The following is a 24,446-nucleotide window of genomic DNA, read 5'->3' as shown; positions in this document are numbered from 1 at the left end:
GTGGTCGGGTGGCGGAACCTCAGCGGTTCCCTCGCTGCGGGATCGTTTTCACAGGTGGCTCCGCCACATGCGAAAACGCTGTCCTCGCGAGGGAACCGCTGAGAACCCGCGGCGGTGCCGGTGTCTTGGGTGGTCGCTGCTCAGCGGCTGCGCCGCTGACAAGAAAAGGCGGACGGCTCGGGCTCGTCGGCGGGTTTCCCTTGGTACGACCGGGTTCCCCGGCGGCGCGGGGTGCGCCGCCGGGGGCCGGGTCAGTCGGTCGCGGTGATGCGGTCCGGGGCGGGTGGCACCACGCCGGGGTTCGCCGCCAGGTAGCCGAGCAGGGCGTCCAGGTCCACGGGTCCGCCCGCGACGTCGGTGCCCTCGGTGAAGCCGGTGAACCCGTCCCCGCCACCGGCGAGGAAGTTGTTCACCGCCACCCGGTACTGCGCGGCCGGGTCGACGGGCGCGCCGTCGAGGGTGAGGCCGGAGACCTTCGAGCCGATCGGCGCGGACCGCGAGTACTGGTAGTGCAGCCCGGCCGACACCTGCAGCACGTTCTCGCCCTCGTCGCTCCACTGCTGTTCGAGCACGGCCTGCAGCTGCGCGCCGGTGAGCGTCATGGTCTGCATGGTGTTGCCGAACGGCTGCACGGCGAACGCCTCGCCGTAGGTGATGACGCCGTCTCCTTCGCCCGCCGGGGAGGAGGCGTGCGGCAGGTCGGCGCGCACCCCGCCCGGGTTGGTCAGCGCGAGCTGCGCCCCGGTGTCGCGGGTGGCGGCCAGCTGGGCGTCGGCGACGACGCTGCCGAGGCTGGATTCCCCGGACGGCGCCGGGGTTTTCAGCAGGTCGCCGGTGGCGGTGCCGACGGCGCGGTTCGCGATGGGCGCGGCCTTGGCGCGGGCCTCTTCGACGAGCGCGGCGGCCTCCGGGTCGGGTTCGACGTCGCGGGTGACGACCTCGTTGTGCGCGGTGCTCTGCTCCCGCACGACCTCGCGGGTGTGGCGGTCGACGCGCAGGTCCAGCACCGACAGCAGCCTGCCGTAGGAGGCGCCCTGCACCACGGGCCGCGGGGCGCCCGCCGGGTCGGTGACGGTGCAGTTGTACTGCTGGTGGCTGTGCGCGCTGAACACGGCGTCGACCTGCGGGGAGACGTTCTCGGCGATCTCGGTGGCGGGGCCGCCCGCGGCGACGTCGCAGGAGTTCGGTCCGCCGCCGTCGGCTTCGTCGCCCTGGTGCAGCAGCACGACCTGCGCCTTGATGCCGAAGCGCTCCAGCGCGTCGGAGGTGCGGTCGATGGCCTCGACCTCGTCGCCGAACCGCAGGCCGCGCACCGCTTCGGGGCTGACCACGTTCGGGAGGTCGTGCAGCGTCGCACCGATCACGCCGATCGGGACGCCGCCGGAGACCTGCACGGTGAACGGCATCAGCGCGGGAGCGCCGCCGTCCTCGAAGGTGACGTTGGCGCCGAGGTACGGGAAGCTCGCGCCGTCGAAGGAATCGCGGAACTCGCAACCGTCCTGCGGGTGGCAGCCGCCGGTCTGCAGCCGCTGGAGTTCCTGGTAGCCCTCGTCGAACTCGTGGTTGCCGACGACGTGGCCGCGGACGTCCTGCGAGTTGAGGAAGTCGACGGTGGGTTCGTCGTGGAACAGCGCGGAATTCACCGGCGAGGCGCCCACGCTGTCGCCGGCCGAGAAGACCAGCGAGTTCGGCACCTCGGCGCGCAGCCGCTGCAGGTGGGTGGCGAGGTAGGCGGCGCCGCCGGCTTCGACGGTCCGGCCGTCGTCGAGCTCGACCGTCCCGGAGGACCCGGTGGGCGGTTCGAGGTTGCCGTGCAGGTCGTTGAAGGTGATCAGCCGGACGTCGGTGGTCGCGGGCGGGTCCTGCGGTGCGGCGCCTGCGGTCGCCCCGGTGGCAGTGGCGGCGGTGGCGAGTGCGGTGGCGGCGACGGCGAGTCCGCGTCGCACGCGGTGGGCACGCATGGTTCGGTCTTCCTCCCAGGTGGTGATCTCGGGAGGCAGTCTGCCCGGCGCCACCGACGACCACCACCGAATCCGCGTCACACCCCTCGTGCGAACTCCGCCGGGTGCGGGCAGGATGCGTCCCGGGCGTGCGCGAGCCGCTACCGAACGCGTCCGCCATCGACACCGCCACGCCGATGATGATGGGGTCCGGATCACCGTCGAACCCAAGATGTAGTGTGGCGCCCGCTGATGGTTCGCCGGTCCGGCCGGCGTGACAACAGGGAACCCGGTGCGAGTCCGGGACTGCCCCGCAGCGGTGAACGGGAACGACCGCCGTCACCACCTCCCGGTGGTGCAGCACTGGACGCTCGGCGTCCGGGAAGCGACGGCCAGTAGGTCCGGTGCCGAGCACCGGTCGCCCGTGAGTCCGAAGACCTGCCATCGGTGCGCGCACGAGGGGTGCGCGCCGTCCGGGACCTCGCGGGAGGGTTGCGGGACGAGCGGTGCCGTGCGCGCCGCGGTCCTGGCGCGTTCCGAGGAGTTCCGGGCAGGTGTCCGAGCTTGCGAGGAGAGAGCCAGTGACCGAGTCCACGACCCGGCCGTCAGCAGCGACCGCGGTGGTACCGGCAGGAGTGCGGGTGCTGCGGCGCGACGGGACCGTTTCCGGTTGGGACGAAACGAAGATCTCCGTGGCGTTGACCAAGGCGTTCCTGGCGGCCGAGGGGGATTCGGCCGCATCGTCGTCGCGGTTGCACCAGATCGTCGCGGAGTTGACGGAGCAGGCGGCGCAGGGCGTGCTGCGCCACGCGGGCACCGAGGGCCTGGTGCACATCGAGCAGATCCAGGACATGGTGGAGCTGGCGCTGATGCGCGGCGGGCACCACGGCGTCGCCCGCGCCTACGTGCTCTACCGGGAGGAGCACGCGCAGGCCCGCGAGGCCGAGGTGGCTCCCGCCGAGGACGCCGCTCCCCGCCTGGAGATGACCGCGCCGGACGGCACCCGGGTGCCGCTGGACTGGGAGCGGGTGTCGACCGTCGTCGAGCAGGCCTGCGAGGGCTTGGACGACGTGCGGGCCGACCAGGTGCTGCGGGAGGTGCGGCGCAACGTCTACGACGGCATCAGCTCGGCGGAGCTGGCCGAGTCGCTGACGATGGCGGCGCGCACCTTCGTGGAGGCGGAGCCGAACTACTCGCTGGTGACGTCTCGGCTGCTGCTGGACAAGCTGCGCCGCGAGGCGCTGAGCTTCGTCGCGGGCGAGCCGACCGAGGCCGACCAGGTGCAGATGCGGGACCGCTACGCCGGTTACTTCGCCGACTACGTGCGGCGCGGCATCGAGCTGGAGCAGCTGGACCCGGAGCTCGCCCGCTTCGACCTGGAGCGGCTGGGCGCGGCGCTGGACGCCGACCGGGACATCGCGTTCGGCTTCCTCGGGTTGCAGACGCTCTACGACCGGTACCTGCTGCACGAGAACGGGGTGCGGTTCGAGCTGCCGCAGGCGTTCTTCATGCGGGTCGCGATGGGCGTGGCGCTGCGCGAGGACGACCGGGAGGCGCGGGCGATCGAGTTCTACGACCTGATCTCCTCGTTCGACTTCATGTGCTCGACGCCGACGCTGTTCAACGCGGGCACCACCCGCCCGCAGCTGTCGTCCTGCTTCCTGACCACCGTGGACGACGACCTGCACGGGATCTTCCACGGGATCAGCAACAACGCGCTGCTGTCGAAGTACGCGGGCGGGCTCGGCAACGACTGGACCCCGGTCCGCGGCACCGGCGCGCACATCAAGGGGACGAACGGTTCCTCGCAGGGCGTGGTGCCGTTCCTGAAGATCGCCAACGACACGGCGGTCGCGGTGAACCAGGGCGGCAAGCGCAAGGGCGCGGTGTGCGCGTACCTGGAGACCTGGCACGTGGACATCGAGGAGTTCCTCGACCTGCGCAAGAACACCGGCGACGACCGGCGGCGCACGCACGACATGAACACGGCGAACTGGGTGCCGGACGAGTTCCTGCGCCGGGTCGAGGCCGACGAGCCGTGGACGCTGTTCTCCCCGGACGAGGTGCCGGACCTGCACGACCTGTACGGCACCGCGTTCGCGCAGCGCTACCGGGAGTACGAGGCGGCCGCGGAGCGCGGTGAGCTGAAGGTGTTCCGCCAGGTCCGCGCGGTGGACCTGTGGCGCCGGATGCTGACGATGCTGTTCGAGACCGGGCACCCGTGGATCACGTTCAAGGACCCGTGCAACCTGCGCTCGCCGCAGCAGCACGCGGGCGTGGTGCACTCCTCGAACCTGTGCACCGAGATCACGCTGAACACCAGCGCCGACGAGGTCGCGGTGTGCAACCTCGGTTCGATCAACCTGGCGCGGCACGTCACGGCCGAGGGCCTGGACGTGGAGCGGCTGCGGCGCACCACCCGCACGGCGGTGCGGATGCTGGACAACGTCATCGACGTGAACTTCTACACGATCCCGGAGGCGCGGGCCTCGAACCTGCGGCACCGCCCGGTGGGCCTGGGCCTGATGGGCTTCTCGGACGCGCTGTTCGCGCAGCGCATCCCGATGTCCTCGCAGGCCGCGGTGGAGTTCGCGGACCTGAGCATGGAGCACATCAGCTTCCACGCGATCACCGCGTCCTCCGAGCTGGCGGCCGAGCGCGGGCGCTACGAGTCGTTCGAGGGTTCGCTGTGGAGCCGCGGCGTGCTGCCGATCGATTCGCTGGAGCTGCTGGCGCAGGCCCGCGAGACCGGCGTCGACCTGGACCGTTCGTCCACTCTGGACTGGGACGGGCTGCGGGAGCAGGTCCGCGCGAACGGCATGCGCAACTCGAACGTGCTGGCCATCGCCCCGACGGCGACGATCTCGAACATCTGCGGCGTCGGCCAGTCCATCGAGCCGCTGTACCGGAACCTGTACGTGAAGTCGAACATGTCGGGCGACTTCACCGTGCTCAACGCCGACCTGGTGCGGGACCTCAAGGCCGCGGGCGTGTGGGACGAGGCGATGGTGCAGGACCTGAAGTACTTCGACGGCGACCTGGCTCCGATCGACCGGGTGCCCGCCGAGCTGAAGTCGTTGTACGCCACCGCGTTCGAGATCGAACCGCACTGGCTGGTGGAGGCCGCGTCCCGCCGCCAGAAGTGGATCGACCAGGCGCAGTCGCTGAACCTGTACATGGCGGCGCCGAGCGGCCGCAAGCTCGACGAGCTGTACCGGCTGGCGTGGCGCAAGGGCCTCAAGACCACCTACTACCTGCGGTCCAGCAGTGCGACGCACGTGGAGAAGTCCACGCTGCGCGGCACCGACGGCAAGCTCAACGCGGTCTCCCCCGCCGCCGCCCCGGCCCCGGCTCCGTCGCCGCAGCCGCAGGCGTGCGCGATCGACGACCCCGACTGCGAAGCCTGCCAGTGACCGCCCCGTTCCCCCTGGAGGACTCATGACTTCCGTGCACACCACCGACGCCACCGGGCTCGGCGAGATCGACCGCGGCGCGGGCCGGATCAACGTCGACGACAAGGCGATGATCAACGCCCAGGCGGACGTGAACCAGCTGCTGCCGCTGAAGTACGGCTGGGCCTGGGAGAAGTACCTCGCCGGCTGCAACAACCACTGGATGCCCACCGAGGTGTCCATGCACGCCGACATCGCCCTCTGGCGCTCCCGCGACGGGCTCACCGAGGACGAGCGGCTGATGCTCAAGCGCAACCTCGGGTTCTTCGCCACGGCGGAATCCCTGGTGGCCAACAACATCGTGCTCGCCGTGTACCGGCACATCACCAACCCCGAGTGCCGCCAGTACCTGCTGCGCCAGGCGTTCGAGGAGGCCGTGCACACGCACACCTTCCAGTACATCTGCGAGAGCCTGGGCCTCGACGAGGGCGAGCTGTTCAACGCCTACCGCGAGATCCCGTCCATCTCGGAGAAGGACGAGTGGGCGCTGCGGCACACCCAGAACCTGGAGAACCCCGAGTTCGCCACCGGCGGCCCGGAGCGCGACCAGGCGTTCCTGCGCGACCTCATCGCCTTCTACGTGATCTTCGAGGGCATGTGGTTCTACACCGGTTTCGCGCAGATCCTGTCGCTGGGCAGGCGGAACAAGATGGTCGGCATCGCCGAGCAGTACCAGTACATCCTGCGCGACGAGTCGATCCACCTGAACTTCGGCATCGACTGCATCAACCAGATCAAGCTGGAGAACCCGCACCTGTGGAGCGAGGAGTTCCAGGAGGAGGTGCGCGGCATGCTCGCCGACGCGTGCCGCCTGGAGGTCGCCTACGGCCGGGACACCATGCCCCGCGGCATCCTCGGCATCAACGCCGAGCTGTGCGAGCAGTACATGCACTTCATCACCAACCGCCGCTGCGCCCAGCTGGGCCTCACCCCGGTGTTCGCCGAGGTCGAGAACCCCTTCCCGTGGATGTCGGAGGCGATGGACCTGAAGAAGGAGAAGAACTTCTTCGAGACCCGCGTCACCGAGTACCAGTCCGGCTCCTCCCTCACCTGGGACTGAGCGGATCGGGCCGCCCGCCGGGAACTCGGCGGGCGGCCCGCCGGCGTTCCGGTCGTTCCACCGCGCCGGGCCGCCGACGCGGCATAGGGTGCCCGGCATGAGCGTTCCGGTTCCTGATCTCGACGTCGTTCGGGAGTCCTACGACCGCGTGGCCGACGACTACGTGGACATGGTGACCACGACGGGCATCGGCGATGTCCGCGCCCACCCGTGGCTGCGCGCCGCGATGGACGTGTTCGCCGACCAGGTCGCCGGGCTCGGCCCGGTGCTCGACGTCGGTTGCGGACCGGGCACGGTCACCGGTTACCTGGCCGAGCGGGGCCTGGACGTGGCAGGCGTGGACCTGTCCCCGCGCATGATCGAGCACGCGCGGCGGCTGCACCCGGAGTGCTCGTTCCGCGTCGGCTCCGCCACCGAGCTCGACCTGGCGGACTCGTCGTTCGGCGGGCTGCTGGGCTGGTGGTCGCTGTTCAACCTGCCGCGCGAGGTGCTGCCCGACGTGCTGGCGTCGTTCGCGAAGGCGCTGGTCCCGGGCGGTCAGCTGATCATCGCGACGCACGTCGGCGACGACGACCTGCAGCGCACCGAGGCGTACTACGGCGTCCCGGTCCGCTGGACGACGTACCAGTGGCGGCCCGAGCAGCTGACCGAGCTCGTCGAGCGGGCCGGGCTGCGGCCCACCGCCGAACTCCGCCTCCCCGCCGACGAGCACACCGGCCCCGGCGTCGTCCTCGTCGCCCGCCGCGACTGACCCCCGCCCCAGGTGAATGGCCCATCCACCCATTCTCCTTGGTCGAATGGGCCATTGGTCGGCGGCTCGGCAGGGGGTGTGGCGTGATCAGTCGCGTTCGGCGCCTTCCGGCCATACGACGGTGACCGGCAATCCGCGTTGCCGTGCTGCTTGCACGACGTCGCCGGTGCCGCCGCGTCCGCCGGCCGGTCGCCCGTCCCACACGGCGTAGAGCGCGTCGGCGGAATCGAGGATGTGCTCGCCTGCCGCCAGGTAGGCGTCGCTGCCGGACTCGGCGAACGGCATGGTGCGCACGGCCGCCGCCTCGGCGATGAGCTCGTCGAAGGTGACGGCGTTGTCCGGCTTCACCTTGCGTTCGCGGTAGTCGGCGGCAGGCAGCACGACCTCCAGCGTCCCGCCGCCGTTGAGCACGACGCGGGCGAAGATCTGATCAGCGCCACGCGCGAGGCAGCTCAGGCCGATCAGGTCGGTGTGCCCGGCGAGCTCGGTTTCGAGCGCCTTGCGCACCAGGCGACCCGTCGCCGTGGTCAGGTTCGTGTGCCCGGTGATTCCGATGCGCACCTGTTTCCCTTTCCGTTCCGTCGTGCTCAGATGGTGATCACATCGCGAACGGCGTCGCGCGTGGCGCGCACCCGAGGTACGTCGCCGAACCGTTGCGATTCCTTGTGAAAGTCCCGCAGCTTCTCTCCGACACGGCCGGAGACCCAGTCGGCCGCGATGGGAAGCGCGGTCTCGATCAGGTCGCACGCGTAGTCCGGTTCTGTGGTGATGAGGTGCGAGCGGGCGAGACCGATCAAGTCGAATGCGCGATTTCGCACACTGCCGGGCTCTCGGAGCTCGAGCGCGCGACCGATGTACTCCTGCGCGTGGCGTGCCTGCTTCGCTTGCTCACTGGCGACGGCGAGGTCTCTCCAACGTGCGCCGAGCACGCCGAAGAGTTCAGCTTGGTCGAGTCCGCCCACCGGCCCGCCTGTGCCGCTCGGATCCTCGGCGAAGTGGTCCTCGGCGAGCCCGGCCGCCCGGTGGAACGGTTGAACCGCACCGGTTTGCGCATACGACCACGCCTCTCGCGTCGCCAAGAGCGAACGAAGTCTCGGCACAGCAGATCTGCGGGTGCCGTACTGCGCGAGCTGCACAAGTTCAAGACCATCGCCGGGTTGCCGGATGTCGAAGCACTGGCGGGCGAACGACGCGAGCGTGAGTGCCGCGAAAGTGTCGTCACCGGCCACCTTGGCGAACTTGACCGATAGCGAGTAGTACCGCTGGGCAGCGCGGTGGAGTCCGACGTCCCAGGACATCGACGCGGCGATCTCGGCGAGGTCCGCCCCCACTAGGAAAGCGGGGCGAGTGGTCGGAGCCTCCGACACTTCCTTGAGCCGGTCGCTGAGCTCGTTGAGCTGGGCGATCACCGCCTTGCGTGCGAGGCTGCCCGTCGGGGTCTTGTTCCAGTCGTGAAATCGGCGGGCGACCTGCTGCCAGCCGACGAGCTCAACGTCACTGATCGCCGACGCACCGGGAAAGCTGCTGCGCACAGGTGCGAGCCAGCGTTGGAGTGGTTCCGTGACGGCCGCTCCGGCGGTGGCCGATGCGGCACCGAGCGCTTGACGCCGAGAAAGTGCCACATCCTCACCCGTCATCTCGTCGGCAGTGGCCAGGACATCCGCAGGATGCCATCCCGATGGCGCTTCACCAACGTCGGTGAGAACCGTCCGCACGACTGCCCGCTTACGCGGAGTGAAACCGAGATCGGCATCGGTTTCGGCGCCGAGCACTGCGCGCAGCCCAGCGCGATAGGCAGCACCCGGCCAACGAACTTCACCACGCTCGTACCGGGCGATCTGGTGCCGGTCGAGAACGTAACGCTTGTGCAGGACCGAGAAAAGGTACCGGTTGACCTCGTCGGCAAGCTCGGACCGCGCCATGCACTCCCCGGGAACCCGCCGTGACTCGGTCGCTTCACGCGCGTCTCGCAGCAGCGAATTCGGTGCGGCCACGGCGGCCTCCTCTTCCGATCGGACACCGAGTGTAACCAAAGCCTCTGCGGGCCAGATGGCGATCTGACCCGCGATGACCCGCGATCCGTATCGGTGGATGTCCGCTACGCGCCGACAGTGGACCCCTGTCATCCCCGAAGTAGGAAGAGAGGGAGAGAGATGTCGACCGATGTGACCGCGAGGCACTGCGAATCGCCGCATCCGCTGGACGCGTTCGTGCACGATCCGACCGGTAGGCCGCCGCTCGGGGACGAGCGGATGTTCGCCGAGATCATGGCGGGGATCGTGGCGGATACGGCGCCGAAGATGTTCGCCGTCGTGCAGGAGTACGGGGAACGCGTCGACGGACGCGTCGCGGCGTGGGGCCTCGCGCTCGAAGACCGGACGGTGGTCGTCCCCGTCAACGGTCGCGGCTTCACGAGCGGCCCCACGCCTGGGCAAGTCCTCCGGGGGTACCGCTTCGGCACGCACATCCGGCCTCGGATCGTCTGGTACGACCCGGCGAACGCCACGCCGGAACTCGACGAAGAGCCGGACCCGGCCCCCTCCGGAGGCTGAAGGGTCTCCCGCAACGAAAGCCCGGTGGATCTCGGGTGCACGGCCCGCTGACCGGTGCGGCCGGTCGAGCGGGCCGTGCATCCGGTGCGGATCAGCGAACGTGCTGGTTCTGCGGGCGGGGCAGGCCGAGGTGGTCGCGGAGGGTGGAACCTTCGTAGCCCTCCCGGAACAGGCCGCGTTCGCGGAGGATCGGCACGACCGTCTCGGTGAAGGTCTCCAGGCCGCCGGGCAGGTAGGGCGGCATCACGTTGAAGCCGTCGGCGGCGCCGGAGGTGAACCACTCCTGCATGGCGTCGGCTACCTGCTCGGGGGTGCCGGTGACGACGCGGTGGCCGCGCGCCCCGGCGAGCCGGTGCAGCAACTGCCGCAACGTGGGCCGTTCGCGTTCGACGATCCCGGCGACGAGCTGGCGGCGGCTCCAGTTGTTGTCGTTGACGTCCCCGGCGTCCTGGAACAGGTCCGCGGACACCGGTTCGTCCAGGTCCGCCAGGTCCGCCTTCGCCCCGGCGAAGTCCTCCAGCTGGATGAGGCCGTACTCGACGACGGTGAGCTCGTTGAACTCCTGCTCCAGCCGCTTCGCCTCCTCCTCGGTGCCGCCGATGAACGGGCTGATGCCGGGCAGGATCTTCACGTGCTCGGGGTCGCGCCCGGCGTCGGCGGTGCGCTTCTTGACGTCCCGGTAGTACACCTGGGCGTCCTCCAGCCGCTGCTGCGCGGCGAAGATCGCCTCCGCGTAGCGGGCGGCGAACGCGCGGCCCGGGTTGGACGCCCCGGCCTGCACCAGCACCGGGTAGCCCTGCGGCGGGCGCGGACTCGTCAGCGGCCCTTCCACCGAGATGTGCTCGCCGCGCACCCGCGGCGGGTGGATCTTCGCCGGGTCGACGTAGCGGCCGGACTCGCGGTCGAGCCGGATCGCGTCGTCCTCCCAGCTGTCCCACAGCTTCAGCACCGCCGCCACGTGCTCGTCGGCCCGCTCGTAGCGCAGCGCCGGTTCCGGGCTGTCCGCCAGCCCGTGGTTGCGGGCCGCCGCCGGTGGCGCGGTGGTGACGATGTTCCAGCCCGCCCGGCCCCCGGAGAGGTGGTCGAGGGTGGCCAGCGACCGCGCCAGGCTCCACGGGTAGGTGTACCCGGTGGAGGCGGTGGCGATCAGCCCGATCCGCTCGGTGGCGGCGGCGATCGTCGCCAGCACCAGCAGCGGGTCGAGCCGGCCCGCCGCGTTGAACTCGATGTTGTCGTCGAGCTTCGGGATGTCGGCCAGGAAGATCGCGTCGAACGCCGCGTCCTCCGCGGTGCGGGCGATCGACCGGTAGAACGACGCGTCGAACATCCGCTCCGGCGTCGAGTGCGGGTAGCGCCACGACGCCTCGTGGTGCCCGGAGGACAGGATGAACGCGTTGAGGTGCAGTCGGCGCTGGTCCGAAGGCATGGGCTCGCTCTCAGAAGTAGGTGTTGTCCGGCAGGGTCGTGCCGTTGACCAGCAGCTCGCCGATCGCCCGGTTCTTGAAGCGCACCGGGTTGTGCGAGGCGACGGTGCGGATGTTGCGCCAGTGCCGGTCCAGGTTCTTCGGCTGCCGGGTCGCCGACGCCCCACCGACCTCGAACAGCAGGTCCGCGGCGCGCAGCCCGAACGCGTCCACCGCGACTTGGGCCTGCGAGGCGCGCAGCGAGGCCTCGTGCACGTCTGCGTCCACGTCCGGCCCGGTGCCGATGCGGTCCAGCACGTCGGCGGTCTCCAGCACGGTCGCCTCCGCGGCGAACGCGAGCGCGGCGATCTCCCCGATCACCTCCTGCAGCACCGGATCTTCGCGCGGCAGGTCCGCCGAACCGTGCGTGAAGCTGCGCCCGCGCCCGCGGATCAGGGCCAGCGCGTCGTCCCGCACCGAGTGCAGGTTCCCGGCGACCACCAGGTTCAAGTGGTGCTGGTAGTACGGCCCGAGCCGCCAGCGCGGCACCGTCGACAGGTCCGCGGGCGGCAGCGTGATCTCGTCGGGCTCCACCCGCACGTCGGTGAGCCGGGTGGTGCCGGTGGCGGTGAGCCGCTGCCCGAACCCGTCCCAGTCGTCCAGCAGCTCCACGCCGTCCCGGTCCACCGGGATCAGCGCGGTCGCCGGGAGCCCGTCGGCGGTGACGCCGGTGACGAACGAGAAGTCCGCGTACAGGGTGCCGGTCGAGTAGAACTTGGTGCCGTTGAGGCGGAAACCCTCGCCGTCCGGGGTGAACATGGTGCCCTTGGCGAAGTCCCCGGCGTGCAGCGCGCCGAGCTCGTTGTTGCCGTTGCCGAACAGCCCGCCGCCGACGATCCGCTCGATCCAACGGCTGCGGCCGGGCGAGCCGGGCGCGGCGACGATGTCCTCGACGGTGCCGAAGTGGGCGCGCAGCAGGTGCCCGATGTTCGAGTCGGCGTGCGCGAGCCGGACGACCACGTCGGACAGTTCGCGCAGGGTCGCGCCGCCACCGCCTTCCTCCGCCGGGACGCGCAGCGCGCCCAGCCCGGCCTGCTTGATCCAGCGGATCTGCTCGTGCGGGGCGATCCCGTCGCGTTCGCGGTCGAAGGCTCCCGCCGCGATGCGGTCCAGCAGTTCGTCGAGTTCGGGACTGCCGTACCGGACGGTGCCCGTCTGCTGAGCGGTCATGGTGTGCTCCGTTCCGGGGTCAGCTGCGGGCGAGCAGCGCGGTCACGGCGTCGGCGATGGCTTCGGGCTGTTCCTCCTGCACGAAGTGCACGCCCGCGCCCGCCGGGGTGATCTCCAGGTTCCGCACGGTCTCCGCCGCCCACTGCCTGATCGCGGGGGTGAGCAGGAAGCCGGGTTCGAAGGTGAGCAGCGACTTCGGGGTGTCGCTGGTGCGCAGCCATTCGGTGCTGCGGTCCAGGAATTCGACGGTGCTCGCCGGGTCGCCGTCCACCGGCAGGTTCCGCGGGAAGTACAGGACGGGCTTGCGGGACTGCGGAGTGGGGAACGGCCTGCGGTATTCGGCGAGGACCTCGGGGGCGAGCGGTTCCAGGAAGGTCGCCGGGAACAGCTCGGTGAGGAACCGATCGTCGTCGAGCACGAACTGCTCGCCGTCGCCCGGGGTGCGGACCAGCGCGCGGGTGGCGACGAACTGCTCCGGCAGGTGCTCCGATTCGATCGGCCGCAGCACCGGCTCGGCCAGCAGCACCGCCCGCACCCGGTCGGGGTGCCGCGCCGCCCAGTTCAGGCCGAACGCGGCGCCGAAGTCCTGCAAGACCAGGGTCACGTTCGTCAGGCCGAGCGCGTCGAACCAGGCGTCCAGGAAGCGCTGGTGGTCGGCGAGGTCGTAGTCGACGTCCGGCTTGCCGGAGTCGCCGAACCCGATCAGGTCGGCGGCGAGCAGCCTGCCCTGCCCGTCCAGGCGGCGGAACACGTGGCGCCACAGGAACGAACTCGTCGGGTTGCCGTGCAGGAACACGATCGGATCGCCGGAACCCGCTTCCACGTGGTGGATCGTGGAATCCAGCACCGGGGTGTCGTGGCCGGTCGCGGACGGGCCGAAGTCGCGGTGGGGGCTGGTGGTCATGGTGGTCCTCCGGGATCAGAAGTAGGTGTTGTCCGGCAGTTCGGTGCCGTGCAGCAGGTGGTCGCCGATGACGCGGCGCTTCAGCGGATCGGAGTTGTGCGAGGCGAGGGTGCGGGCGCTGCGCCAGTGCCGGTCCAGGTCGCGCTCCCGGGAGGTCGCCGACGCGCCGCCGACGTCGAACAACCTGGTGGCGGCGTCGAGGGTGAGCCGGTCCACGACCGTCTTGGCGTGCGCGGCGGCCACCGAGGCCTGCTGCGCGGCGCCGGTGTCGAACCGGCCGGCCAGCAGCTCGTGCTCGGCGTGGTCCAGGGCGTCGGCGGCGGCGAGCACCGTGGCGCGGGCGGCGTGCGCGCTCGCGGACAGCTCCCCCACCACCTGCAACAGCACCGGGTCCTCGCGCGGGAGCTCCGCGGTGCCGTGGGTGAATCCGCGGCCCCGCCCGCGCAGCAGCTCCACCGCGTCCGCGGCGACGGTCTGCGCGATCCCGGCGACGACGGCGGTCAGGTACAGCTGCAGGAACGCGCCGGTGGTCAGCCGCGGTGCGGGCGGATCGTCCGGGGAGGACGCGAACACCTCGTCGGCGGCGGCCCGCACCCCCGCGAACCGGGTGGTGCCGGAGGCGGTGGAGCGCTGCCCGAACCCGTCCCAGTCGTCGGTGATCGTGATGCCCGGCCGGTCCACCGGCACCACGGCGCTGATCGGCAGCGGATCGGGCGTGGCGCCCCACACCCAGACGTGGTCGGCGTAGAGGGTGCCGGTGCTGTAGTACTTCACGCCGTCGATGAGGTGCCCGTCGCCGTCCGGGGTGAACGTGGTGGCGAGGCCGACGAAGTCCCCGGCCTGCACCGGTCCGCGCTCGGTGACCGCGTTCCCGATGATCGAGCCGCCGGTGAACAGCTCGAACCAGCGCCGCCGCGCCCGCTCGTCGGGCAGGAACCGCACGACCTCGCCGAACCCGTAGTGCGCGCGCAGGATCTGCGCGACGTCCGGGTCGGCGGCGCCCAGCGAGATCAGCACGTCGAAGAACCGGCGCAGGTCCGCGCCCGCACCGCCGAACTCGGTGGGCACCCGCAGCGCACCGAGCCCCGAGTCCCGGACGAAGCCGATCTGCTCGAACGGGCGGGTGCCGTCGCGTTCGCGCTGCGCGGCGCCGGTGGCGATGCGGCCGAGCACGTCGTCGACGGCGGCGGGCGGGAGCGTGTCGGGGGCGGTGGTGCTCATGCGTCTCCTCGGAGCGTGGCTTCGGACCCGTCGTGCGGGGAGTTCGGCGAGCCGCGGGGCCGCCACCTCCCCGCGCGGATCCGGGTGGCGTTCGGCGAGCCGCAGGTCTTCGCGGCAGGCGGCGGGTTTTCGCAGTGGCCTGGCGGGTTTCCGGGGACGACCTGGCGGATTTCCCAGGTGGGCGGCGGATTTTCCCGGCAGCCGAAGCGGTTTCCCGGCAGGTGATACCGGGCGGGCGCGCAGGCGCGGGACGGTCGTGCGGGGAAGGGCGTCAGCCGCGACAGCGCGAGCTGTTCACCAGCAGCAGGTCGACGTGGCGGCGCGCCACGAGGCGAGGATCGCGGGCGGAGTCATGCATCCGGCCCCTCCTCGTCATAGCCCTGCGGAATATTCCACCGAAAAGCTACGTGGCGCCGCTACGGGTGGTCAAGGACCGGAACTCATCGTCCACCGAGCGGGAACGCGCAGCACAACGCCCCGGGAGCGCGCGGCTCCCGGGGCGTGCGGACGGACGTCAGCTCGCGGCGGACAGCCGCGCCTCCAGGTGGTCGGCGAGCCGGGTCATGATGTCCGCGTAGCTCGCGTAGCTGAACGGCGCGACCGCGTCCCACTCCACGAACCGGTTCTCCCGCGCGGATTCCTGCGCCGCGAACACCGGATTGCGCTTCAGCTGCTCCGGCGGCAGCGAGGCCTCGCGGGTGTCCCACATCAGCACGTCGCCCGTGTAGGCGCCGGCGTTCTCCCACGCGAGCCGCTCGAAGTAGCCGCCGCCCGCGGTGTCCGGGTGCGCCGGGGTCTGGATCGGCAGGCCCAGCTCCCGCACGTAGTAGTCCAGGTCCGGGTTGCGGCCCGGCACGACGACGAAGAACTCCTGCTTCGTGCCGCCGACCGCCAGGATGCTGCGGCCCTCGGCGCGCATCCGGGCGCCGATGCCGCGCAGCCGGTCCGCGGCCGCGTCGAACCGCGCCTGGTCCGCCCGCACCCGCTCCGAGTCCACATCGGACCCGAGCGCACGGGCGAGTTCCTTGTACGCACCGATGGTCTCCGGCAGCGAGCGGCCGGACTGCTCGACGCCGACGGTGGGCACGAACGCCCGCACCTTGTCCTCCTGCTCGGCGGTCAGGTGCCAGAGCCCGTCGAACTCGGCGTACTTGCCGCTGACCAGCAGGTCGGGCCGCAGTCCGGCCGCGGCCTCCAGGTTCAGCTCCCCGTACCCGGGGCCGGTGACGTCGGTGACGGCCGCCGGGTCGATGCCGCCCGCTTCCGGTTCGGTGCTGCCGTCGTCGCGGACCAGCGGCCCGAAGGTTCCCACCACCGGCACCCCGAAGTCGTGCAGCGCGCCCGCGGCCGAGACCTGCGCGATGATCCGCTCCGGCACCTCGCCGCTGCGCACCTGCACCCCGCGGTCGTCGGTGAAGCTCCAGCCACCCGCCGCGTCCTGCGGCGCCGGCGCCGAGCACCCCGCCAGCGCGGCCACCGCCGCGACCAACCCGGCCACGCGCGTCCTGCTCACCATCACCCATCCCCCTTTTCGGCGTGAGGTTAGGCTAGCCTACGAATCGGTCGAGTCGACGGGCAGAAGAGGTGCGAGATGGCCGAGCGGACCGAAGTGCGCCGCCCCCAGTACGTGATGTTCCGGACCCGGGTGGCGCGCACCGAACGGCTCGGCCCGAGCTTCGTGCGGATCACCTTCACCGGTGACGAACTGCACCGCTTCGGCATCGGCGGCGACGACCAGCGGGTGAAGCTGATCCTGCCGCAGCCCGGCAGGCCGCTGAGCGACATGCCCGGCGGTGACGGCTGGTACCCGCGCTGGCAGGCGATGCCGGACGACATCCGGCCGACGCTGCGCACCTACACCGTGCGCGCCTACCGGGAGGACCCGTCCGAGCTGGACATCGACTTCGTGCTGCACGGCGTCGACTCGGGCCACAGCGGGCCCGCCTCCGCGTGGGCCGCTGCGGCCGCCCCCGGTGACGAGGCGCTGCTGCTCGGGCCGGACCGGCCGGGCGGCGGCCGGATGTGGGGCTGCGAGTGGTCACCGCCGGAGACCGCGCGCCAACTGGTGCTGGCCGGGGACGAGACGGCGGTGCCCGCGATGGCCGCGATCGTCGAGGCGCTGCCCGCCGACTCGCGCGGCGTGGTGTGCGCGGAGGTGCCGACGGCCGCGGACGTGCAGACCTGGCGCGCGCCGAGCGGGGTCGAGGTCCGCTGGCTGATCCGGCAGCGACCGGAGGGCACCGCGCCGATCGGGGCACTGCTGGAGGAATCCGTGACCGGCGCGCTCGGCGAGCTCAACTCCCGGAGCACCCCGGACACCGGGCTGGACGACGTGGACGTGGACACCGCGACGCTGTGGGAGGTGCCCGAGCCGGACGCGTCCGACGGCGAGGTCTACGGCTGGCTGGCCGGGGAGGCCGCGGTGATCAAGCGGCTGCGCCGGGTGCTGGTGCAGGACCACCGGGTGCCGCGCAGCTGCGTGGCGTTCATGGGCTACTGGCGCGAGGGCCGCAGCTGACACCTCCGGGCGGGGAGTGGCGGCCACCTCTTGGCACCGGGCACCGCGGCGTGCCACGATCCTGGAGATTAAGTAAGGCTTACCTAACTGCCCGGAGGTTCGAGTGTCCTCGCCCGCACAGCAACCGGTACGCAGTGACTTCGCCGCCAGACTCCGGTCCGGCACCCGCGCCGACCACGACCACGTCCAGTCCCTGCCGTTCCTGCGGACCCTGCTCGCCGGGGAACTCGAAGCCGACGCCTACGCCGTGATGCTCGGGCAGCACTACTTCGCCTACGCCGTGCTGGAGAAGGCCGCCGACACCATGCGCAGCGACGTGGTCGCGGGCCCGTTCGTCAGCGAGCGGCTGCGCAGGCTGCCGCACCTGGAGACCGACCTGCACTACTACCTCGGCCCGGACTGGCGGGAGGTCATCGCCCCCAGCCCCGCCACCGAGCGGTACTGCGCACGGCTGCGGGAGGTGTGCTTCGACTGGCCCGGCGGGTTCGTGGCGCACCACTACACGCGATGCCTCGCCGACCTCTCCGGCGGCAAGCTGATCCGCTCGGCGATGCGGCGCAGCCTGGACCCGCCGGACGGCAAGGGCTTCGCGTTCCTCACCTTCGACGAGGTGCCCAGCAGCGCCGGGGTGCGCAACGCCTACCGGCTGCTGCTGGACACCGCGGGCTGGGACGAGCGGGAGCAGCGGCGGATCATCGCGGAGGTCCGGCTGGCCTACCACCTCAACACCGAGGTGTTCGCCGATCTCGGCGAGCGGCTGCCACCGCGCATTCCGCACCCCCGCCGGTGACTTCCCGGCAGCGGAAATGAGCCGCCGGACATTGCAACGTTCCCATCGAATTCCGCAACAGTGCGGAATTCGATGGGAATACTTGCACTAGGCTGGCCGGTCATTGCATCGCCGCGGCGGACTCCGATTCCGCGGACCGCTCCCGAACGCACCCCGACCGGCCGGGAACCCGCCGCCGAAGAAGTCCTCATAGGACGGAATACGGAATTCCGCACGTACCGATGCGCCGCCACCACCTGCGAAAACAGGAGCACCAAAGCCGGAGGGTCCGGACCGCGGACGAATTCGACCGGTCCCGATCAAGGAAAAAACAGAATGCCAGGTACCGAGACCTGGCAGCAATGACTCATTCGGATGATCGCCATTGTCACGGACAATGGATTAGCATTCAGCGACATGACCGCAACTCCACCACGACCGCGGGCCTACGTGCTCGGCGCGGAACTGCGCGACGCCCGCCGCAAGAGCGGGTACACCTTGCGCGGCCTCGCCTCGATCCTGGACGTCTCGCACTCCGTACTGGTCCGCTGGGAACACGGCGACCGGGTGCCGTCCGCCGAATCCATCTCGGCCGTGTGCGTGGTGCTCGGCGTCAGCAGCACCGCGCGGACCCGGATGCTCAAGCTCGCCCGCGAAGCCGCCGCCGAACCGGCGCCCTCGCAGACCCCGGGCGCCGCGGGCGGCGTCGACCAGCTCGCCACCCTGCTGGAGTTCGAGCGCACCGCCACCAAGATCACCGACGTGGCGCCGCTGCTCATGCCCGGCCTGCTCCAGTCCGCCGAGTACACCCGGTCGATCATGGCGACCGGCGTGCCCGAGCAGGAGGCGAACAAGCGGGTCGCGATGCGCCAGGGCCGCCGGGACACCATCACCCGCAAGCGCTCGCCCGCGAAGTACACCGCGCTCATCCTCGAATCCGTGCTGCACCAGCCCATCGGGCGCACCGGCGGGCTGCACGACCAGCTGCGCTTCCTGGACGAGATCTCCGAGCGGGACAACGTCGAACTCCGCATCATCCCGTCCGCCGCCGGGTGGACCCCCGCGCACGCCGGGCCGTTCGTGCTGCTCGAATTCGCCAAGGCGGACCCGGTGGTGCACCTCGAACACCACCGCTCCTCGGCGTTCCTGCAGGACGAGGACTCGGTGGGCGCGTTCCGGGCCGCCCGCGACGAACTGGAGCGGATCGCGCTGAGCAGGGAGGACTCCCGCAAGCTCATCGCCGAGATCGCCGCCCGCGAGCAGGTCCCGGCGTGAGCTCGGCGCCGCACGGCTGGCGGAAGTCCTCGCACAGCAGCCAGGAGACCAACTGCGTGGAGGTCGGGCGGCTGCCCGGCGGCGGGGCCGCGGTGCGCGACACCAAGGACCGCGCCGCCGGCCACCTCGCCACCAGCTCCGCGCAGTGGTCCCGGTTCGTGCGCTCGCTCCGCCGGAGCAGCGCGATGCGCTGAACGGAGCAATGTCCGGGCCCGTTCGCCTGAAGACTTCCGGCAGGGGTGGCGACCACTACAGTGGCGTTGATCATCGAGTCGACGTCGCTGCGAGGAGACCATGCCTGTTCCGGTCGAACCCTCGGACATCATCGACACCAGCAGGCCCAGCGCGGCGCGCGTCTACGACTGCGCGATCGGCGGCAAGGACCACTTCGAGGTGGACCGCGAACTGACCCGCCGGATCAACGACCGGGTGCCCGCGGCGAGCAGCCTCGCCGTCGCGAACCGGCGCTTCCTGATCCGCGCGGTCCGCTTCCTCGCCAGGGAAGCGGGCATCGACCAGTACCTCGACTGCGGTTCCGGGCTGCCCGCCGCGGAGAACACCCACCAGGTCGCGCAGCGCATCGCCCCGGAAGCGCAGGTGGTGTACGTGGACAACGATCCGGCGGTCGCCGCGCACAGCAGGGCGCTGCTCGCCGACAACGACCGCAGCCACTTCCTCGACGCCGACATCCACCGGCCGGCCGAGGTGCTCGGTGCCCGCCTCGTCCGGGAGAAGCTGGACTTCACCCGGCCGCTGGCGCTGCTGCACGTCGGCACGCTGCACCACTACGACGAGGAGCGGGGCGGCAAGTCCGCCGCGGACCTGGTGGGCGAGTACGCGGCGGCGCTGCCCTCCGGGTCGTTCGTCGCGTTCAGCCACTTCCTCGACCCCGAGGACGCGGACGGGGAGCCCGCCCGGCTGGTGGAGGCGATGCTGCGCGCCGGGCTCGGCACCGGGTTCTTCCGCACCCGCGACGAGATCGAGGCGATGCTGGCCGGACTGGAGCTGCTCGAACCGGGCCTGGTCATCGCCGACGACTGGTGGCCGGACGGGCCGCGCCGCACACCGCTGCCCCCGATCTCCCGCTGCATCTCCGCCGCGGTCGCCCGCACACCCTGACCGCCTGTCTCGCTGCTTCTGCCGCGTAGCGCTCGGGTAGCGGAAACCTCGGCGTCGGTGCCGGTTGCGTGCCGGGTCGTCGGCTCAGCGGCTTCGCCGCTGGCAGGAGACCGACAAGACCCGCCGGGCGAGTTCAGCGACGGGCAGTGACCGGATCGGGCTGCTCGGCTCGTCCCGACGGCGAGGTGGACCGCCCCGAGCCGGGGCCGGCCTGAACGCGTGAACGGCCCCCTGCCCAGGCGGTCCGGGTGGACGGGGCGTTCGTCTCGGCGTGGCGGCGGGTGCGGCCGGGTATCCGGTGGGCGTGGACTCGCAGACCGTGGAGTGCTTCCCGTTCCGGTTCGACCGGGCGCACCGGCTTCCCGCGCTGGCGTTCGGCATCACCCCGCTCACCACGTGGGTCCGGGTCGGCGGCACCGAGCTCACCGTGCGGTTCGGGCCGTGGTGCCTGCGCACCGGGCGCGACAACGTGGCGGCGACCGCGGTGACCGGCCCGTACTGGCTGGTGCGGACGGCGGGCCCCGCGCGGTTGTCGCTGGCCGACGGCGGGTTGACCTGCGCGACGAACGGGGAGCGCGGGTTGTGCGTGCGGTTCGTCGAGCCGGTGCCGGGGATCGAACCGCTGGGGCTGCTCCGGCATCCCGAAGTCACGGTCACCGTCGCCGACTGCGATCGGCTGGCCGCGCTACTGGCTCGGTCAGCTCGGCCATCCGATCACCGGCGCCGCGGATGAACCGCAGCTGGGTGCTGCGGCCGAACACGGCGAACCCGAGGCGCACCACCGGGTTCGGGATCGGCGCGGTCCGCGAGAACGCGCGCACCTGGAACTCGACCGCGCCGGTCGCGGTGTCCTTGCGCACCAGGAAGTCCATCTGCCCCTGTTCCAGGTGCCCGCGCAGCGTCCGGTAGTTCCAGCCCCACACCCGCACCCCGTCGCGGGTGCTGTCGGTGATGCCGCCGACCCGGCACGGCAGCAGGAACACCAGGCCGTGGAACGAGGTCTCCAGCAGCAGATCGGCACCCGCGACCGGTTCCGCGCCGGTGCGGCACGCGCGCCGCACCAGCGTCGGATCGGCGAACTTGTAGTCCGCCACCAGCGCGCAGGCCCGCTCCCACGGCCCGCCCACCAGCGGCGGCCCCGGTGGTTCCCCGGGGAGCTCGCGCCGCCGGTCGTCCACCGTCCACTCCGGACCGGGATCCTGCGGGTCCACCGCGTCGACGTCGAAGTTCACCGGCAGGTCCCGCAGCCGCGCCAGCTCCCGGTGCAGCCGCGGGTCGTCGTCGCAGCGCAACCCCGTCACACCCGCTCCCCCACCGCCGATTCGTCGCGCCCGGTGTAGATCTCCACGCCGTCCACCAAGTGGCCGCCCGCGACCGCGCAGACCCGCGCGCAGCACCGCACCCACAGGTACGCCTGCAGCCGCCGGGACAACCGCAACCGGTCGTAGAGCAGGTCGGCCGCCGGGCTGCTGCTGCGCGCCCACGACTCGATCTCGAACAGCAGCCGCATCCCGCGGTCGTCGGCGCGGAACTCGATCTGCCCCGCCTCCAGGTGGCCGGGCCGGGTGGCGAGCCGGAACGACGTGGGCGTCACCGCCAGTACCCGCACCGGCCCGTCCCACGGGCCGGGCATCCGCACCACCAGGTCGTCGCCGGGGCGCAGGTCCGCGTGGTCGCCCTCGGGTTCGAAGCGGGCCACCTCGCCGGGCACCATCCGGTCGGGTGCGGCGACGAACAGCGCCATCACGTCGGCGGCGCTGCACAGGTGCAGCTGGATCTCCGCGGAGTAGCGGCGGTGGAACAGCGGTCCGACGCCGTGCTCGGGCAGCTGGAGACCGGCGGGATCGGCGGGTGGCGGCGGCGGGCGCACCGCTTCGGCGCGGTCCACCAGGTGCACCGGCACGTCGCTGGTCAGCTCGCGCAGCACCGCCAGCAGCAGGCCGGGCGGCCAGCTCCACAGCCACGGCACCCTCACGCGCGGCCGCCCTCGGTGCGCCGCCGGGCCCGGGCGCGTTCGACGGCGCGGCGCCGCGCCTGGTCGCGCAGCACGATCTGGGTCTGCTCCGGCGTGGGGTGGCCTTCGCCCATCGCGATCTCCGCTTCCCGGTAGCGCTGCTCGTCCTCGTCCACGTCCGCGGTGTCGTCGGCCAGCTGCTCCTCCGGGTCGGGCCGCCGGGTGCGCATGGGATGTTCCCGCCGGTACGGGTTGTCCGGCGGCAGCCCGCCGGAGAGCCGGCCGTAGAGCCCGGTGCACAGCAGGACCAGCCCGGCGACCAGGCTGAAGAACACGTTCGGCAGCCGGAACGCCAGCAGGTTCAACGGCGAGTTCAGGATCGCCAGGTGCACGAGCCCGGACAGCAGGAACAGCGCGCCGATGAACGTGGTCACCGTGGAAGCCTGCCTGCCGCCCCACACCGCGCAGCCGATCAGCACCGCCCCCGCCACCAGCGAGATCACCGCCAGCAGCCCGTTGCTGGACAGCCCCAGCACCGGTTGTCCCCTGGTGGTGAAGAAGTCCAGGCCCTGCAGCAGCCCCAGCAACCCGAACGCCCACAGCACCAGCCCCAGCAGCACGGCCCCGATCCGGTGCACCGTGTGCACCGGGTGCGGCGCGGGTTTCGTCGCGTGCTTCATCGGTCACCCCCGGAGGCCGTCGTCACGCTCTGCGGCTACCCGCGGACCGATCCGGTTACACCGGTCGGCGCACTTCCCCCGGTCGCCGGGTACCGCCGCGAAGATCGAGCGCCATACAGTTGTCGGCGCCCGATAGCGATCGATGCGGAATGGCCGGAGCGATGAGCCGCGACAACAAGATCCTGCTGGCTGCGCTCGCCTGCGGCGCCGTCCTCGTGCCCGCGGTGGTGGCGCTCGCGCTGCGGTGGCCGTGGTGGGCGTGGCTGCTCGGCAGCGCGGCGCTGGTGGCGGGCGTCGCGGCGTACGCCCGGCGGCTGGTGCGGCTGCACCAGCAGGAGGAGCTGCGCGAGGCGCTGGTCGTGCAGCAGCAGCGGCCCGCGGTCCCCGCCGAGCCCGAACCGGAACCGCCGCAGCAGCGGCTGCTGCGGGACGTGCCGCTGCCCAGCTCCGAACCGGACTACCGGTTCGTGTTCGGCGCGACCGTGTGGTGGCGGCGCCCGGCCGACGCGGTCGGGGTGGCGCACGAGAACCCGGCGGGACTGGCGGTCGACACCCTGCTCACCCGGGCCAAGGAGATCGCCGCCGCCGAACACCCCGGCGGTGCCGAGGTGGTGGCGCACAAGCTGGCGGGCGCGCTCGGCGCGGTGCAGCGCGATCCGCACGGCCACGTGGAGACCTGGGCCGCGGAGGTCACGCTGACGCTGCCGGAGCAGGACGCCGACCGGCTGCACCGGCTCGCGGAGGTCCGCAAGGACGAGCAGCTCTGGCACCGCGAACGCGACCACGAGCGCAGCAAGCGCGCCTACCTCGGCGACGAGGTGCTGCAGGACACCGGCAGCGCCGTGGTGTGGTGGCTGGCCCGCAACGAGAACGACGTGGAGCGCGCCGCCGAGCTCATCGGCACCCTCGCGCAGCTGTCCGCGGCCGCCAACGGCACCGAGATCGACGAGCGGTTCCGGCACCTGGTGCCGTCCGCGCGGCAGGCGCCGTTCCGCAACGGCCTGCCGCTGCAGGGGGATGCGCTGTCGTTCAGCGGCACCCTCGACTCGGGGTTCTTCACCTACGGGCAGCTGTCCGCGGGCGAGCTGCCCGCGGACGCCGAGCACACCGCCATCGACCACGTGCACGGGCTGATCGACGAGCTGAGCTCGGCCGACGAGGAGGCGGCCGACCGGGATCGGCTCGCGGGCCGGTTGGCCGCCCTGTTCGACGCGGCCGGGCAGGCCGACTTCGCGGCCGCGATCCGGCGCCGGTTCGCGGACCCCGCGGACGGGGCGAACGGGGCGGACGGGGCGGACGGGGCGGTGCCCGCTCAGCCGAGGCGTTCGTCCACGTAGCACCACGCCCAGGACTCACCCGGTTCGAACGAGCGGATCACCGGGTGGCCGGTACCGCGGTGGTGCTCGGTGGCGTGCCGCCGCGGGCTGGAGTCGCAGCAGCCGACGTGCCCGCACTCGGTGCACATCCGCAGGTGCGCCCACTCGCTCAGCCCCAGCCGGGCGCAGTCCTCGCAGCCGGCGCGGGAACCGGGCTCGGGCCGCCGGTCCGCCGCCGCTTCCAGGTGCTCGCATCCGGCCATCGTCGCCTCCCGGGTTCCGCCATCGTGCTCACCATGCCC

General features: G+C 71.8%; 23 protein-coding genes and 1 riboswitch. Of the genes, 11 read left to right on the top strand and 12 right to left on the bottom strand.

Annotated elements, in window-relative coordinates; all coding sequences use genetic code 11:
• Positions 1–251: 251 nt before the first annotated feature.
• On the bottom strand, positions 252–1,961 hold the full coding sequence (locus ABZ805_RS21750) for a bifunctional metallophosphatase/5'-nucleotidase (protein WP_358443188.1): 1,710 nt from the start codon (positions 1,959–1,961) through the stop codon (positions 252–254).
• A gap of 215 nt (positions 1,962–2,176) precedes the next feature.
• A riboswitch (cobalamin riboswitch) is annotated at positions 2,177–2,401 on the top strand.
• A 120-nt stretch (positions 2,402–2,521) separates the two neighbouring features.
• On the opposite strand from ABZ805_RS21750, the gene ABZ805_RS21745 reads away from it, so the two are divergent.
• The 3 genes from ABZ805_RS21745 (at position 2,522) to ABZ805_RS21735 (ending at position 7,203) form a co-directional block, all read left to right on the top strand.
• Positions 2,522–5,353, top strand: coding sequence for a ribonucleoside-diphosphate reductase subunit alpha (locus tag ABZ805_RS21745; protein ID WP_358443185.1), 2,832 nt, complete (start codon positions 2,522–2,524; stop codon positions 5,351–5,353).
• A gap of 25 nt (positions 5,354–5,378) precedes the next feature.
• Complete coding sequence (locus ABZ805_RS21740) at positions 5,379–6,452, top strand: ribonucleotide-diphosphate reductase subunit beta (RefSeq protein ID WP_358443183.1); 1,074 nt, start codon at positions 5,379–5,381, stop codon at positions 6,450–6,452.
• 97 nt (positions 6,453–6,549) lie between these two features.
• Positions 6,550–7,203, top strand: a complete 654-nt coding sequence (locus ABZ805_RS21735; RefSeq protein WP_358443180.1) for a class I SAM-dependent methyltransferase — start codon at positions 6,550–6,552, stop codon at positions 7,201–7,203.
• An 87-nt stretch (positions 7,204–7,290) separates the two neighbouring features.
• On the opposite strand, the gene ABZ805_RS21730 is transcribed toward ABZ805_RS21735, so the two are convergent.
• Both ABZ805_RS21730 and ABZ805_RS21725 read right to left on the bottom strand, forming a co-directional pair.
• Positions 7,291–7,764 carry a hypothetical protein gene (locus ABZ805_RS21730; RefSeq protein ID WP_358443177.1) on the bottom strand — a complete coding sequence of 158 codons (474 nt, stop codon included), beginning with the start codon at positions 7,762–7,764 and terminating at the stop codon, positions 7,291–7,293.
• 26 nt (positions 7,765–7,790) lie between these two features.
• Positions 7,791–9,197, bottom strand: coding sequence for a hypothetical protein (locus tag ABZ805_RS21725; RefSeq protein WP_358443174.1), 1,407 nt, complete (start codon positions 9,195–9,197; stop codon positions 7,791–7,793).
• Between the two features lie 159 nt (positions 9,198–9,356).
• Between ABZ805_RS21725 and ABZ805_RS21720 the strand changes: the two genes are divergently transcribed.
• The gene (locus tag ABZ805_RS21720) at positions 9,357–9,755 is read left to right on the top strand and encodes a hypothetical protein (RefSeq protein WP_358443172.1); all 399 of its coding nucleotides are present in this window, start codon (positions 9,357–9,359) and stop codon (positions 9,753–9,755) included.
• A gap of 91 nt (positions 9,756–9,846) precedes the next feature.
• Here the strand turns inward: ABZ805_RS21720 and ABZ805_RS21715 are convergent, their stop codons facing one another.
• The 5 genes from ABZ805_RS21715 to ABZ805_RS21695 form a co-directional block, all read right to left on the bottom strand.
• A complete protein-coding gene (locus ABZ805_RS21715) occupies positions 9,847–11,181 on the bottom strand; it encodes an LLM class flavin-dependent oxidoreductase (protein WP_358443169.1) in 1,335 nt (444 codons plus the stop codon).
• Between the two features lie 10 nt (positions 11,182–11,191).
• Positions 11,192–12,388, bottom strand: coding sequence for an acyl-CoA dehydrogenase family protein (locus tag ABZ805_RS21710; RefSeq protein ID WP_358443166.1), 1,197 nt, complete (start codon positions 12,386–12,388; stop codon positions 11,192–11,194).
• Positions 12,389–12,407: 19 nt separating this feature from the next.
• Positions 12,408–13,292 carry a haloalkane dehalogenase gene (locus tag ABZ805_RS21705; RefSeq protein WP_358443163.1) on the bottom strand — a complete coding sequence of 295 codons (885 nt, stop codon included), beginning with the start codon at positions 13,290–13,292 and terminating at the stop codon, positions 12,408–12,410.
• A gap of 15 nt (positions 13,293–13,307) precedes the next feature.
• A complete protein-coding gene (locus tag ABZ805_RS21700; RefSeq protein WP_358443160.1) occupies positions 13,308–14,513 on the bottom strand; it encodes an acyl-CoA dehydrogenase family protein in 1,206 nt (401 codons plus the stop codon).
• A 514-nt stretch (positions 14,514–15,027) separates the two neighbouring features.
• Positions 15,028–16,029, bottom strand: a complete 1,002-nt coding sequence (locus tag ABZ805_RS21695; RefSeq protein WP_358443157.1) for an ABC transporter substrate-binding protein — start codon at positions 16,027–16,029, stop codon at positions 15,028–15,030.
• 75 nt (positions 16,030–16,104) lie between these two features.
• Between ABZ805_RS21695 and ABZ805_RS21690 the strand changes: the two genes are divergently transcribed.
• The 6 genes from ABZ805_RS21690 to ABZ805_RS21665 all read left to right on the top strand — a co-directional run bounded on the left by ABZ805_RS21690 (position 16,105) and on the right by ABZ805_RS21665 (position 20,927).
• Entirely contained in the window at positions 16,105–17,031 is a 927-nt protein-coding gene (locus tag ABZ805_RS21690) for a siderophore-interacting protein (RefSeq protein WP_358443154.1), read from the top strand.
• Between the two features lie 103 nt (positions 17,032–17,134).
• Positions 17,135–17,821, top strand: coding sequence for a biliverdin-producing heme oxygenase (locus tag ABZ805_RS21685; RefSeq protein ID WP_358443151.1), 687 nt, complete (start codon positions 17,135–17,137; stop codon positions 17,819–17,821).
• 396 nt (positions 17,822–18,217) lie between these two features.
• Positions 18,218–19,075, top strand: a complete 858-nt coding sequence (locus tag ABZ805_RS21680) for a helix-turn-helix transcriptional regulator (protein WP_358443148.1) — start codon at positions 18,218–18,220, stop codon at positions 19,073–19,075.
• On the top strand, positions 19,072–19,269 hold the full coding sequence (locus ABZ805_RS21675; protein WP_358443145.1) for a DUF397 domain-containing protein: 198 nt from the start codon (positions 19,072–19,074) through the stop codon (positions 19,267–19,269). The genes ABZ805_RS21680 and ABZ805_RS21675 overlap by 4 nt, the downstream gene beginning before the upstream one ends.
• 100 nt (positions 19,270–19,369) lie before the next feature.
• Positions 19,370–20,194 (top strand): SAM-dependent methyltransferase, encoded by an 825-nt coding sequence (locus ABZ805_RS21670; protein WP_358443142.1) that lies wholly within the window; start codon positions 19,370–19,372, stop codon positions 20,192–20,194.
• Between the two features lie 304 nt (positions 20,195–20,498).
• Positions 20,499–20,927, top strand: coding sequence for a hypothetical protein (locus tag ABZ805_RS21665; RefSeq protein ID WP_358443139.1), 429 nt, complete (start codon positions 20,499–20,501; stop codon positions 20,925–20,927).
• On the opposite strand, the gene ABZ805_RS21660 is transcribed toward ABZ805_RS21665, so the two are convergent.
• From ABZ805_RS21660 to ABZ805_RS21650, 3 genes are read right to left on the bottom strand one after another with little or no spacing between them, the layout of a single operon-like run.
• Positions 20,848–21,495 (bottom strand): DUF1990 family protein, encoded by a 648-nt coding sequence (locus ABZ805_RS21660; protein WP_358443136.1) that lies wholly within the window; start codon positions 21,493–21,495, stop codon positions 20,848–20,850. The two genes, ABZ805_RS21665 and ABZ805_RS21660, sit on opposite strands and share 80 nt — an antisense overlap.
• Positions 21,492–22,169: a DUF1990 family protein gene (locus ABZ805_RS21655; protein ID WP_358443133.1), complete on the bottom strand. Its 678-nt coding sequence runs from the start codon at positions 22,167–22,169 to the stop codon at positions 21,492–21,494. Before ABZ805_RS21655 ends, ABZ805_RS21660 begins: the two co-directional genes overlap by 4 nt.
• The gene (locus ABZ805_RS21650) at positions 22,166–22,828 is read right to left on the bottom strand and encodes a DUF4383 domain-containing protein (RefSeq protein WP_358443130.1); all 663 of its coding nucleotides are present in this window, start codon (positions 22,826–22,828) and stop codon (positions 22,166–22,168) included. Before ABZ805_RS21650 ends, ABZ805_RS21655 begins: the two co-directional genes overlap by 4 nt.
• 161 nt (positions 22,829–22,989) lie before the next feature.
• Between ABZ805_RS21650 and ABZ805_RS21645 the strand changes: the two genes are divergently transcribed.
• Complete coding sequence (locus ABZ805_RS21645; protein WP_358443127.1) at positions 22,990–24,165, top strand: hypothetical protein; 1,176 nt, start codon at positions 22,990–22,992, stop codon at positions 24,163–24,165.
• Here ABZ805_RS21645 and ABZ805_RS21640 read toward each other — a convergent pair.
• A complete protein-coding gene (locus ABZ805_RS21640; RefSeq protein WP_358443125.1) occupies positions 24,141–24,407 on the bottom strand; it encodes a UBP-type zinc finger domain-containing protein in 267 nt (88 codons plus the stop codon). The two genes, ABZ805_RS21645 and ABZ805_RS21640, sit on opposite strands and share 25 nt — an antisense overlap.
• Positions 24,408–24,446 lie beyond the last annotated feature (39 nt).

The organism is Saccharopolyspora sp. NPDC047091 (genome assembly GCF_040643635.1).
In the GTDB taxonomy this organism is placed as follows: domain Bacteria; phylum Actinomycetota; class Actinomycetes; order Mycobacteriales; family Pseudonocardiaceae; genus Saccharopolyspora_C.
The sequence above is the reverse complement of the archived record's forward strand: the minus strand, read 5'-3'. Positions and strand labels throughout refer to the sequence as shown.

Coding starts and splice junctions, on each gene's coding strand:
- ABZ805_RS21750 (WP_358443188.1), bottom strand. CDS start 1,961: ATGCGTGCCCACCGCGTGCGACGCGGACTCGCCGTCGCCGCCACCGCA.
- ABZ805_RS21740 (WP_358443183.1), top strand. CDS start 5,379: ATGACTTCCGTGCACACCACCGACGCCACCGGGCTCGGCGAGATCGAC.
- ABZ805_RS21735 (WP_358443180.1), top strand. CDS start 6,550: ATGAGCGTTCCGGTTCCTGATCTCGACGTCGTTCGGGAGTCCTACGAC.
- ABZ805_RS21720 (WP_358443172.1), top strand. CDS start 9,357: ATGTCGACCGATGTGACCGCGAGGCACTGCGAATCGCCGCATCCGCTG.
- ABZ805_RS21715 (WP_358443169.1), bottom strand. CDS start 11,181: ATGCCTTCGGACCAGCGCCGACTGCACCTCAACGCGTTCATCCTGTCC.
- ABZ805_RS21710 (WP_358443166.1), bottom strand. CDS start 12,388: ATGACCGCTCAGCAGACGGGCACCGTCCGGTACGGCAGTCCCGAACTC.
- ABZ805_RS21705 (WP_358443163.1), bottom strand. CDS start 13,292: ATGACCACCAGCCCCCACCGCGACTTCGGCCCGTCCGCGACCGGCCAC.
- ABZ805_RS21700 (WP_358443160.1), bottom strand. CDS start 14,513: ATGAGCACCACCGCCCCCGACACGCTCCCGCCCGCCGCCGTCGACGAC.
- ABZ805_RS21695 (WP_358443157.1), bottom strand. CDS start 16,029: ATGGTGAGCAGGACGCGCGTGGCCGGGTTGGTCGCGGCGGTGGCCGCG.
- ABZ805_RS21690 (WP_358443154.1), top strand. CDS start 16,105: ATGGCCGAGCGGACCGAAGTGCGCCGCCCCCAGTACGTGATGTTCCGG.
- ABZ805_RS21680 (WP_358443148.1), top strand. CDS start 18,218: ATGACCGCAACTCCACCACGACCGCGGGCCTACGTGCTCGGCGCGGAA.
- ABZ805_RS21670 (WP_358443142.1), top strand. CDS start 19,370: ATGCCTGTTCCGGTCGAACCCTCGGACATCATCGACACCAGCAGGCCC.
- ABZ805_RS21650 (WP_358443130.1), bottom strand. CDS start 22,828: ATGAAGCACGCGACGAAACCCGCGCCGCACCCGGTGCACACGGTGCAC.
- ABZ805_RS21645 (WP_358443127.1), top strand. CDS start 22,990: ATGAGCCGCGACAACAAGATCCTGCTGGCTGCGCTCGCCTGCGGCGCC.
- ABZ805_RS21640 (WP_358443125.1), bottom strand. CDS start 24,407: ATGGCCGGATGCGAGCACCTGGAAGCGGCGGCGGACCGGCGGCCCGAG.